13 protein-coding genes and 1 pseudogene are annotated in these 11317 nt (G+C 41.5%); 2 read left to right on the top strand and 12 right to left on the bottom strand.

The window, feature by feature from the left end; translation table 11 throughout:
- Positions 1-235: 235 nt before the first annotated feature.
- From ACTNES_RS08635 to ACTNES_RS08610, 6 genes are all read right to left on the bottom strand, one after another.
- On the bottom strand, positions 236-1678 hold the full coding sequence (locus ACTNES_RS08635) for a C40 family peptidase (RefSeq protein WP_291808906.1): 1443 nt from the start codon (positions 1676-1678) through the stop codon (positions 236-238).
- Positions 1679-2128: 450 nt separating this feature from the next.
- Positions 2129-3601 carry an N-acetylmuramoyl-L-alanine amidase family protein gene (locus ACTNES_RS08630; protein WP_291816778.1) on the bottom strand — a complete coding sequence of 491 codons (1473 nt, stop codon included), beginning with the start codon at positions 3599-3601 and terminating at the stop codon, positions 2129-2131.
- 271 nt (positions 3602-3872) lie between these two features.
- Positions 3873-4859 carry a diaminopimelate dehydrogenase gene (locus tag ACTNES_RS08625; protein WP_216459525.1) on the bottom strand — a complete coding sequence of 329 codons (987 nt, stop codon included), beginning with the start codon at positions 4857-4859 and terminating at the stop codon, positions 3873-3875.
- Positions 4860-4965: 106 nt separating this feature from the next.
- On the bottom strand, positions 4966-5613 hold the full coding sequence (locus tag ACTNES_RS08620) for a J domain-containing protein (protein ID WP_291810677.1): 648 nt from the start codon (positions 5611-5613) through the stop codon (positions 4966-4968).
- A complete protein-coding gene (locus ACTNES_RS08615; RefSeq protein ID WP_216459523.1) occupies positions 5610-6452 on the bottom strand; it encodes a DUF5685 family protein in 843 nt (280 codons plus the stop codon). Before ACTNES_RS08615 ends, ACTNES_RS08620 begins: the two co-directional genes overlap by 4 nt.
- Entirely contained in the window at positions 6437-6523 is an 87-nt protein-coding gene (locus ACTNES_RS08610) for a DUF6783 domain-containing protein (protein ID WP_334300726.1), read from the bottom strand. Before ACTNES_RS08610 ends, ACTNES_RS08615 begins: the two co-directional genes overlap by 16 nt.
- Here ACTNES_RS08610 and ACTNES_RS08605 point away from each other — a divergent pair.
- Positions 6497-6583 (top strand): DUF6783 domain-containing protein, encoded by an 87-nt coding sequence (locus ACTNES_RS08605; protein ID WP_441039109.1) that lies wholly within the window; start codon positions 6497-6499, stop codon positions 6581-6583. The two genes, ACTNES_RS08610 and ACTNES_RS08605, sit on opposite strands and share 27 nt — an antisense overlap.
- Here the strand turns inward: ACTNES_RS08605 and ACTNES_RS08600 are convergent.
- From ACTNES_RS08600 to ACTNES_RS08590, 3 genes are all read right to left on the bottom strand, one after another.
- Complete coding sequence (locus ACTNES_RS08600; protein ID WP_216459521.1) at positions 6567-6977, bottom strand: hypothetical protein; 411 nt, start codon at positions 6975-6977, stop codon at positions 6567-6569. The two genes, ACTNES_RS08605 and ACTNES_RS08600, sit on opposite strands and share 17 nt — an antisense overlap.
- Before the next feature lie 79 nt (positions 6978-7056).
- Positions 7057-7563 (bottom strand): flavin reductase family protein, encoded by a 507-nt coding sequence (locus tag ACTNES_RS08595; protein ID WP_216459519.1) that lies wholly within the window; start codon positions 7561-7563, stop codon positions 7057-7059.
- A gap of 21 nt (positions 7564-7584) precedes the next feature.
- Positions 7585-7731, bottom strand: a complete 147-nt coding sequence (locus ACTNES_RS08590; RefSeq protein WP_320813771.1) for a DUF6783 domain-containing protein — start codon at positions 7729-7731, stop codon at positions 7585-7587.
- On the opposite strand from ACTNES_RS08590, the pseudogene ACTNES_RS08585 reads away from it, so the two are divergent.
- A pseudogene (locus tag ACTNES_RS08585) lies at positions 7663-7824 on the top strand (DUF6783 domain-containing protein); the annotation flags it as partial. The gene ACTNES_RS08590 and the pseudogene ACTNES_RS08585 sit on opposite strands and share 69 nt — an antisense overlap.
- Here ACTNES_RS08585 and ACTNES_RS08580 read toward each other — a convergent pair.
- From ACTNES_RS08580 to ACTNES_RS08570, 3 genes are all read right to left on the bottom strand, one after another.
- Positions 7794-8996, bottom strand: coding sequence for a class I SAM-dependent rRNA methyltransferase (locus tag ACTNES_RS08580; RefSeq protein WP_216459517.1), 1203 nt, complete (start codon positions 8994-8996; stop codon positions 7794-7796). The pseudogene ACTNES_RS08585 and the gene ACTNES_RS08580 sit on opposite strands and share 31 nt — an antisense overlap.
- A 176-nt stretch (positions 8997-9172) precedes the next feature.
- Positions 9173-9718 (bottom strand): GNAT family N-acetyltransferase, encoded by a 546-nt coding sequence (locus ACTNES_RS08575; RefSeq protein WP_216459516.1) that lies wholly within the window; start codon positions 9716-9718, stop codon positions 9173-9175.
- Complete coding sequence (locus ACTNES_RS08570; protein ID WP_291810664.1) at positions 9708-11294, bottom strand: DUF1002 domain-containing protein; 1587 nt, start codon at positions 11292-11294, stop codon at positions 9708-9710. Before ACTNES_RS08570 ends, ACTNES_RS08575 begins: the two co-directional genes overlap by 11 nt.
- Positions 11295-11317: the final 23 nt, after the last annotated feature.

Below are 11317 nucleotides of genomic sequence, written 5' to 3'. Positions count from 1 at the left end.
CGATGCACAGAATTTATGCTAATCGCATAAATTCGCGCGGTATGTCTCGGGTTTTCTGTGACCTTCGCTCACAAAAAACACCTCGCGGGATATTACCTGTGAACAGTAACTATGATAGTTACTGTTCATTCCGTTCTCATTAACATGCTTCGCAAGCATATATGAAAAGGAGTATCAACTTATTGTTAATACTCCCTTTCAACCCCTATAAATTTAATTATTTATACTTATTTAATTACACCAGTCTTCTTACTGATACGATTGTTCTGTATGCAGCATTATCACTGATCTTAATACCGTCTACTGAATTGGATGCATGAACAATACGTCCATTACCCATATAGATTGCAACATGTCCACCATAGCAGATCAAATCTCCCGGCTGTGCATCTGCGTAGGAAACTTCTGTACCGGCATTCTGCTGTTCATAAGAAGTTCTCGGAAGGCTTACTCCAAAGTTCGCATATACACTCTGAACAAATCCTGAACAGTCAGCTCCGTTTGTAAGGCTTGTGCCTCCCCATACATATGGATTTCCAACAAACTGTGTTGCATAGTCTACTACTGAGGATCCTGCTCCTGAGTAAGAAGAACTTGAACTCTCTGAACTTGATGACTGTTCACTCTCATAATCCTCTGCAGATACTGTATTATCTGAATCAATTACATTGCCATATTCATCATATTCTACATCATCGGAAGAAGATGCGTTATCAACAACATCACCATTCTCGTCGTACTCTACATCATCCTCTGACACATCTTCATCTGAATCGGACTCGGATTCATCATCACTGTTATCAATTTCATTACCATCTTCATCATATTCTACGTCTTCTTCTGAATCAGATTCCTGTTCCTGCTCTGCAGCTTCTTCTGCTGCTGCTTCCTCTGCGGCCTGTCTTGCAGCTTCTTCCTCTGCCTGACGTCTTGCCTCTTCTTCTGCTGCAATTCTCTCAGCTTCCAGTCTCTGAATCTCTGCTGTCTGCTCTGCTAACAGGTTTGCATATTCTGTAGCCTGCTGCTGTGCATAAGCGATTTCATTTTCATAGTCTGCGGATTCAGATTTCTTCTGATCAATCTGGCACTGAAGATTATAAGACTGTTCTTCATAAGAAGCTTTCATCTCTTCCAGCTCTGCTTTCTCAGATTCATACTGTGTCTTGAGATTATTTACTTCATTAATTGTATTTACATATTTATCAAGATTCTTTCTGTCCTGTTCATACATCTGCTGTGTATTCTCAGCACGTGTAAGAAGATCACTGAGATCTTCTGAATTCAGCATCATCTGGAACCAGGCTGTATCGCCACCCTGCTCATATAATGCCTGAATTCGCAGTTTCATACTCTCATACTGTTTATCTCTTGCCTTCTGAGCTTTCGCCAGATCCTGTTTCGTTCTGATAATGTCTACTTCTTTGTTATCAATATCTCCTTTAAGAGTATCGATAGAAACCATAACACTTACAAGATTAGAATCCAGTTCGGAAATCTCATTCTCAAGCTGTGATTTCGCATATGCCAGCTCATCCATTCTGGAGTAAGTAGCATCGAGCTGCTGACTTGTGATCGCCTGCTCTTCTCTTAATTCATCCTCTCTTGAAGCGCTTACACTAACTACCTGTGTTGCAGTCATCAGAAGTGCTAATGTAAGACATACAATTCTTTTCTTCATGAATTCTCACCCTCGTAACATTTTCTTTCCATTTATTAATACTTGCGTAATATCTAAGTTAATTCTTATACATATTAACATATTGTAATCATTAACGCAAGTGTTATTTACTATAAATTTTATATTTCTGTAACATTTATTAATCTTTTTGTTATTCTTATCTTTTTGATATACAATTCAAACATATTATATTGTGTTTCTATAACATTCAAACGGATAAAATCATCGGCTTCACTACTTACTCATAAACGAATAACCGCTCCTCAGTTTATTGGTTAAATATATTGCTTTTGTGCTATCAAATACACATTCTCAATTGAACCGTAAACTTGCTAGATTCAAGTATTGCAACCAAATCATCTGCATTCACTGTTTTCTTAATTTAAAACACAAAAGAAGCAGCCTCTTTTTTATAGAAACTGCTTCCTCAATGTGTCTGTTATTCAATTCTTAGCTGAACAGATCTGCAAGAATCTGGTCTGCTGTCATATTCAGATATCCGTCAGGATCTGAAAGTGTACTTCTGTTCCATCTCAGATAATTACCTCTTCTGATATAGTTACCAGAGGAAGTATGGTAAGCATATTTAGTAAATCCAGGATATCTGGACATATACTTCTGTGCCAGAGTAATTGCCTGACTTGAATAATCCCCTGAAGGAGTTGGTGTACCGGCGATCTGAACGCCTGCATTCGGTGTAGAATGTACAATTACCGCACTCTTGTCTTTGCACTGACCAAGGATGATCCATGTATGGCCGCTGTCATATCCTACATCACCAGGATATACTGTCCAGTCATCACTGGCCAGATTTGCCTGCGTAAGGATGCTTCCCCATCCAAGAGATTTGTAATAAGAACCAACCTCACCAGAAACAACGGTATATCCACTTCCGACACCAGATTTGCTCTGCATTACCTGATATGCTGCCCAGCCTACAAAACCGGAACAGTCAAAACCTTTGGCACGATTTGCTGTGCTGAGGTCCCTGTAATTGTTATAATCATAACTACTGCTCTGACTATTGTAGAAATCAGTCATTGTCTGGCTTGTTCCCTTTCTTGTGGAATCATTCCAGCCGCCGCCCCATACATAAAGAGCCTGTCCAACCGGCTGTAATGCACCTGCAAGATAATTCTTGATTGTCTTTGAACCTGTAGGGCTTGTTGTATTACTCAATACACCATTTGTATTAAAATGATACTTTGTGCCATCAATTGTTACATCTCCGGTAGCCATCACACCTGTTTCTTTGTCAAAGTAATATTTGTTTCCACTGATGGTGGTCCAGCCAACGGCCATCTTACCACTGCCTGTACTGAAATAATATTTCTTGCCATCAATTGTCTGGAAACCTTTTGCCATAACTCCGTCTTCTGTTTCAAAGTATCTGTACTCATTACTGGAGTTCTTGGTCCATCCGGTAAGCATATAACATGCACTTGTGAAATATCTTGTATTGGATTTACTGTCTGTAAGGAATGTCTTGCAGGCAGCTACACCACTGTTGCTGTAGAAATAATATTTCTTACCGTTCAGTGTCAGCCATTTGGTCTGCATGAAACCTGTAGACGGGTCAAAGTATCTCTTCTGATCCTTTGAATCTGTTACCCAGCCGGTCATCATAACACCGGCGCCTTTACTGAAATATCTCTTACGACCCTTGCTGTCTGTTACCCAGCCTTTTACCTGAATACCGGTTGTTGTATTAAAGTAATACTTCTTACCATTCAGTTCCAGCCAGCCCTTCTGCTTAGAGCCATCTTCGTTTATGTAGTATGAATTTCCGTTGATAGTTACAAAACCGGTTTTCGTCGCTGCATGTACCTTCGCAGTAGTCAGATGCATTGAAAATCCTACGGCGAATAACAGCAGAAACAGAAGTACTCCCCAGATTCTAAACCTCTTGTTTACGTTTTGCATACATACCTTCCTTTTCTTCTTTTCATTATCAGAGCGTGTCTGAAAAATACGAATGGCAGATATCATCGGATATCGCTCATATTTCTCAGATACGCTCCAAACCTTGCGAAACTTTTTTACAATGTTGTTACGTTTCTATGACCCTATTATATTACACTTTCAATATTCAGTCAACAGAGAAGTAAAAATATGTTAAACATTCACTAAATCTTCACATTCCAAACCCGAAAAAAAGAGACAAAGTCCACAAAGACTCTGTCTCTTTTCACTATTACAGCAAATGTTTTCTTAATTCAGCGCCGTCAGCAGCACACAGATATGCAGGTGCTACATCAAATACTGTCTTCGCACCAGTCTGTCCTTCTTTGCTCATGCGGTATGCAGCTCTTGCATATGCAACAAGTACAGAAGAAGTAAATTCAGGATTAGAATCCAGTTTCAGGCTGTATTCGATCACATGATTGTTTTCATCATTCCAGCCTGTTTTACCGGAACGGATTACGAATCCACCATGCGGAATTCCGCTGTGGTCACGTTTCAGTTCCTCTTCAGAAATGAAATGTACGGTTGTGTCATAGTCTGAGAAGTAGTTTGGCATAGTCTTGATATCGTTCTCGATCTGTGTAAGATCTGCGCCTTCTTCTGCAACTACGAAGCACTCTCTTGTATGTTTCTGTCTTGTTGTAAGATCTGGGTTCTCTCCATTTCTTACTGCTTCCAGTGCGGATTCTACAGGGATTGTATACTGTTTTGCATCTTTAACACCTTTGATACGGCGAACTGCATCTGAGTGTCCCTGGCTTACACCTTTGCCCCAGAATGTGTAATCTTTACCGTTTGTAAGAATTGCGTTTGCATAGAGACGGTTCAGTGAGAACATTCCCGGATCCCAGCCAACGGAGATAATTCCGATATGTCCGCCTTCTTTTGCAGCAGCGTCTACTGCATCGAAGTGCTCTGGAATTCTTGCATGTGTATCGAAACTGTCAATTACGTTGAACATTTTTGCATATTCTGGTGTCTGTTTCGGAAGATCTGTTGCACTTCCTCCACAAATGATCATAACATCGATCTTATCTTTCATTTTCTCAGCATCGTTTACAGAGTATACTGTAGCTGTCTCTGTAAGGATTTTAACTGTTTCCGGAGCACGGCGTGTAAATACTGCCACCAGCTCCATATCTGGATTATGTTTAATTGCACACTCTACACCACGGCCAAGATTACCGTAGCCTAAAATACCAACACGAATACTCATTATTGATTTCCTCCTGTGTCCTTTATTGTTTCACCACTTTAATATAGTAATAGTTTCACTTTTAGTTGTCAATCACCAACTTGAATTTTTTGACCAATCGGACACCTTAACAGCAGAACACCCCGCCGCCTGGACAGCATAAACTGCAGGCTAAATTTGCCAGACACAGCTTCATGCAATAGTCATCTCCACCTGTCGGCATGCCGCCAAATGGATTCTGCATCTCCTGATACCAGGTTCCGCCGCCTTCCATCTGCTGCTGGAGCATCCGATACTGTGCATTATCAGGCTCTAACCGGACGGCTTCTTTAATATCATTCAATGCATTTACATTGTTTCCAAGTCCCATATTTGCCATGGAGGACAGATAATACCATTGTCCGTTTCTCTGTTGAAGTGACTGCAGTACATTCATAGCCTCACGATAATGTCCACTCTGGATATAATTTGCCGCTGCCTGTCTGCGTATCGTCTCTTCATCCTGATATCCGGAATCTGTCTGACCGGAAAATCCGCCAAAGCCGCCGTAATTATAGCCGCCATAGTTTCCATATCCGGTTCCCTGCTCTCTCTCTTTCATGATCTGTTCATAAGCCTGCTGAACCTGTTTGAATTTCTCCTCAGCCTGCTCTTTGTTTGGATTGTCAATATTGGCATCCGGATGGTACTGTCTGCTCAGTTTGCGGTATGCTTTCTTCACTTCATCATCGGATGCGTCTCTAGAAATCCCAAGTATACTATACGGATCGATCATTCTTTTTTCTCCCCTGATTCTTTTCTTTGCTTATGGATCATCTCGAAACGTACCCATACGCCGGAATAAAGAATATTTCTCAAAATATCTGTATATTCTATAATAGGAAGTTTCTCAAACTCCCTACAGGTCTGTGCCATCATCATGATCAGAAGCTGACGAACCTGCTCATCGAATGCTTCCATTATATATTGTTCGGAAAAAGGATTGTAATTTTTATTTTTTATGTCCTCTTCCACATCGTCATATGCATCCAGAAGATAGATAAACTTGCCAAGAAAGAATCCCATTCTCCGCAGTGAACTTTCCCACACATCGGACTTCCATGCAAGAATTTCTTCCATGATTTTACCAAAGCATCCGGACATCTTATCTATATCTTTCTCTCCAGCTTTCTCCATTGTGGAAAGCTCTGCCAGATATTTCTGTATCCGTCGCGATTTTTCCGGATATTTCTGATCCAGCTTTCGCACTTTTCCCTGCAGAACTTTCGAATAACCAAGCGCTGTGATTTTTTTCTCATCATCCCAGTCATCCCTGCATTTATAATAGGTAAGAAGTACGTTCATGTCTGCTGCATACTCCGTCACTTCATTTCTCCGGACCGGTTGTCTGTGTACCGGATGAATGATACACCTGGTCTCACCTTTCTGTGTAACTGGCTCGTAAAGCGCACTCAGCAGGATCACGACAAAAGTCATATCATAAGTCAGGGAAATCTGTCCGGATATTCCATATCTGTCTTTCAGTTCTCTGCAGAGACCACAGTAAAAAGAACGATATAAGTCAAAATCTTTGAACTTTATCTCTGGCTTATTTAATACTACATAACCAAACATGTTTCCTCCTGCTTCTGATTTCTTTCCTGCTTCCTAGAGCGAGTTTGAAAAATCATTCCCGCAATCTGCACGCCCCACTTTGCGGTATACTTTGCCCAAATTCGGTTGTCGTAGTTAGCGTCTTTTTATAAACTTCTGATGGCACTTCGGACACTCAATCTCTACTTTCTGTCCTTTTCCTCTCGGAATGCGGATCTTCTGTCCACATCCAGGGCAGGTATAAATATGATGCGTCTTCCTCTGCTCCATCATACTCTTCTCTCGGTTAAACTGGCCTCGAATTTTCTGCGTATAACCGAGATATTTCTGGTTTTCTGCATAGCGGGCTGAGACATTTCTGGACAAAATTCTGAAGTATGTATAGATGATAAGAATCATGCCTATCATATCCAGAACACTGCCTGCCGCACTTCTTCTTATAAAAGAACCTACTACAATAACAAAAAGTGCCACACCAAGAGTAAATCTTGCAAACTGATCGACTCCGTAACGTCCCTGCATGAATTTGTTTAATCTGTCTCTCATAAATTACCTCTTTTTTAGCTGTTTCCATTGTAAACAACAGCATCTTGGCGTTTCCACGCCTTGTCTTTCATGTGTATTTCTATTCTTTTACAAGAACTTTCAGAACTTCTGCGATATACATCGTATGATAATCTTTCTGTGGATACCATTTACTGTCATTCTCCGGTGCATCAAAGCATTCTGGTTTGATGTCGTCATGATACATTTTTCTGCATACCATGATCATGTCCGCTTCTTCGATTCCTGCTGTTCCATCTGTGAAATATGGTGTCAGACCTGCATCTTTAATCTTATCTGTGCCTTTTCCGGAAACAGTACCGCAGTAATTTAATGCCTTGCGATAGTCACTTCCGAGAACAGAGATTGTAAAAGTATCTTCTCTGTCTACGAATTCCTTTGTATATCTCTGTGGGCGAATGTATACAGTCACTGCATTCTTTCCCCACATAACCCCCATTGCACCCCAGCTTGCTGTCATGGTATTGCATTTCTCTTCATTTCCTGCGGTGATCAGAAGCCACTCTTTGCCAATCTTGGTAAATGGATTCATTGTCAGTTCTTCTGGTTTTACTTCTTTAAAACTCATTGTCATGTCCTCACTTTCTTTTTACTGTTGTCTAGCGCATGTTTGAAAAAAGCTTTCTGCAAGATGTGCGTCACAATTTGTGGAAGATTTTGTTCGGATGAGGGCGTCGTAGCGGGCTACGGCAACCAAATTCGGGCAAACTATACCGCAAAGTGGGGCGTGCAGCATCTCTCAGTATCTGTGATCATTAATCTTTCACTGTTTAACGATCCTGCCCATATGCAAAACTTCTATCTGTCATTGCAGACCTGGAAAATATAGAATTTCAAATAATAAGACTCATCTGCTGCCCACAGAATCGGATGATCCGGCGCCTGCGTTCTGTATTCTACCTGGCGCAGTCTCTTGTGTACATTCTTTGCTGCCTGTCCGATGGTTCTGGTAAACAGTTCATAATCCATGAAATGAGAACAGGAACAGGTTGCCAGGAATCCGCCGTCCTTGACCAGTTTCATTGCACGAAGATTGATTTCTCTGTAGCCTTTTACCGCATTCTTGATAGAATTTCTGGACTTGGTGAATGCCGGAGGATCCAGGATCACCACGTCAAATTTCTCACCCTTTTCTTCCAGTTCCGGAAGCAGTTCGAAGACATCTTCGCAGATAAATTTCACCTTGTCGGATAATCCGTTTAATGCTGCATTGGCAGTTGCCTGATCTACTGCAAGCTGAGATGCATCCACACCTGTTACACTGGCAGCGCCTGCAATTCCAGCATTCAACGCAAAAGAACCTGTATGTGTAAAGCAGTCCAGAACTTTTGCACCTTTACAGAGCTTCTGGATCGCAAGTCTGTTATATTTCTGATCAAGGAAGAATCCCGTCTTCTGTCCGTCTTTGACATCTACTTCGTATTTGACACCATTCTCTTCAATCTGTACAAGTGTCGGAAATTCCGGTCCAATGAAACCTTTCACCAGTTCCATTCCTTCCTGTTTGCGTACCTTGACATCACTTCTCTCATAAACGCCACGGATGATGATACCATCCTCTGCAAGAACTTTCCTGATCAGTTCTACAATTGTTTCTTTGAAACGGTCAATTCCCAGTGCAAGTGACTGTACCACCAGTACATCAGAGAACTTATCTACTACCAGACCCGGCAGAAAATCTGCTTCTGCGAAGATCAGACGACAGCTGCTTGTATCTACTACCTTCTTACGATATTCCCATGCATCACGCACTCGTTTCTCCAGAAGTTCCTCATTGATCTCAACATTCTCGTCCCTGGTCATCAATCGTACTGTGATCTTAGAATTCGTGTTAATGAATCCTCTTCCCATCGGATATCCGTCAAAGTCATGGACGAGTACCATATCTCCGTTCTCAAAACTTCCCATGATCGTATCTATCTCATTATCAAAAATCCACATCCCACCGGATTTCAGAAGTCGTCCTTCACCTTTTTTCAAGGTTACTACTGCCATTCCCATTCTTGTTCCTCCTCATTTTTATGCTTATCTGTAAAGTCATTCTGTTTTTCTTATTCCAGTCAACCCATTCTAACACATTCATTTTCTTTTTTCTACACATAACACAAAGCAGCCGGCGAAATCACAGAAATTTCACCAGCTGTTTCTTATTAATTTCTTTTATTTTTATTGTTTTTTCAGCATTTTCTCAGATTTTTCAGAAGTATACATCTTGGAAGACCGCCATAGCAGAGTGCAATCTTCTTTACTTTATATCCATGACTCTCCATATTATTTCTGCTGAATTCATTATCCGGATGGATCGTACACATCAGATAATAATATTTCTCTTTATCCAGCAAACTTTCTGCTGCTTCCAGCATCTGTTCCTGCAATCCATTCCCTCTGTATACACTGCCTACAACTGCAGAATCCATGACTGCCACATGAGCAAGCTGTTCTCTGTCAAACTCAAGATAAGTTCCCAGATTCTCCTCATCTTCCGGATATTTTACAACGAAAAAGCCTGCAATCCCGCCAATTGGAGATTCTGCAACAATCACATAACCCTTTCCCTGTAGATGTTCTCGGATATAATTCTCATCATCAGCTACAAACCATTCCGGATGAGCCATATCATTCTTCGCTTCGTTCATGATCGTCATGATCTCAGGTACATCTGACTCATCTGCTCTTCTTATAACAAAATGAATTCCCATATGATTGTACCGATTATTCTGCATAATCCTCACTGTCTTCTGCAGTCTCTTCTGTTTCTGCATCTTCAGTGTTGTAAGTCTCTGTGCTCTCTCCGTAAAGTTTCTCAAAGAACTTCATTGTTTCATTGTATAATGTCTGTCTGTCATCATCAGAAAGTTCACTGAGTTCCGGACTTGCCTGTACGTCTGCGTTTAATCCGAAGATATCCTTCATTGCTTTGTCTACCATATTAAGCTCTGTGCTCATGTAAATTTCAGTTCCGTCTGCCTGATAGGAATCTGTTCCATCAGTAAGCACTTTGAGATATGCTTTTTCTACTTCTTTTGAAAGAGCTGCTCCATTTTCAGAATCAAGACTTACAGATGCATATGCGGAATCATCTTCCATTGCTGTTGTAAGAGCCTCTGTATCGCCTTCATATTCGCCCTTGCAGAAGTTCTCAGCTCTGTTAAATAAAGTAAGCTGATCATCTGTCAGTGCAGAAGTATCCAGTTCATCTGCTGCTGATGCATTATCAACAGTTTCTGTAGGATCCTCTTCTTCATCTACATTGCCAAGTGTACTGTCATCTGTTGTCTCGTCGCTGCCAGTCTCTTCCGGCTCCTCTGTCTCACTGAGATCTTCATCATTCTGATCATCTGAAGTATCCTCGATCAGACCTGTTTCCTGTTCCAGAGAAGGATTCTCTGTGGAACTCTCTACTACATCTCCGCCCAGTGCACTGTTATCAACATTGCTTAAGATATCATCTCCGTCTACTGTGTCACCGGCATTTACCGTGTCATCTTCTTCGTCTGCAATATCGCCAATGGAATCGCTGTCACCGGAAGTATTCTGGTCAACCTGCTCCAGAGTTGCTTTTACATCATCATAATTGTAGTCTTCCTGTGCAATCTGTTCCAGAAGGTCTACAATCTTGTTGATCTGGTCGGAGTCCAGATTTACGTTGTTTTCCTGTGCTACATTAACTACAATATTATAAATTTCATCTGCATTCTGAACGTTGTCTTTGATTACCTGCATTTTGGAATTATTCATAACTGTTGTAGCATCATTCTTGCCAACTTCATCTGCAAGATTTCCGGTTACTACCATTTCCTCTGTTGCAAGCTCTTTCTTTGTGCTGTCGAGCTGTTCGCCTGTGGCGGTCTCGTATGCCATCTGAATACCTGTCAGCGCACCTGTTCCTGATACTTCAAACGGGCAGGCTGCTACTACTTCGCAGTTCTTTACGCCAGATGTGGAAAGTGAGGTGGCGATCATGTTGCAGGTTACCCAGTTGAGGTTGGCTGTACGTACCTTGATACCTCCTGACTGGGTTGGCTTAACGTATGCGCAGCTTACGGTTCTGGTTCCGATCTGTTCGATTGGAACATACGCGCTTAAATGATCTCTCTCATCCTGATTTGTGATGGTGAGGATCTGTACCTGGCTGCTGTCTACGTTGAAGTATTTCATCATTGTGTTCTTCTGTTCATCGGAAAGGTCTGCTCCGAGTGTTACGACCTTCATGGAATCTGCCATTGTCGGTACTGCTGTGCCGGAAAGTACCAGACATGCGCTGCATAAAAGTGCTGCGGCTGATTTTGCTTTTTTCATAATAGAAACCTCCCTGATATGTG

Source organism: Blautia sp. HCP3S3_D9, assembly GCF_052063845.1.
Taxonomy (GTDB): Bacteria; Bacillota; Clostridia; order Lachnospirales; family Lachnospiraceae; genus Blautia_A.
Note: the sequence above shows the minus strand (reverse complement) of the source record. Positions and strands in the feature narration are given on the sequence as shown.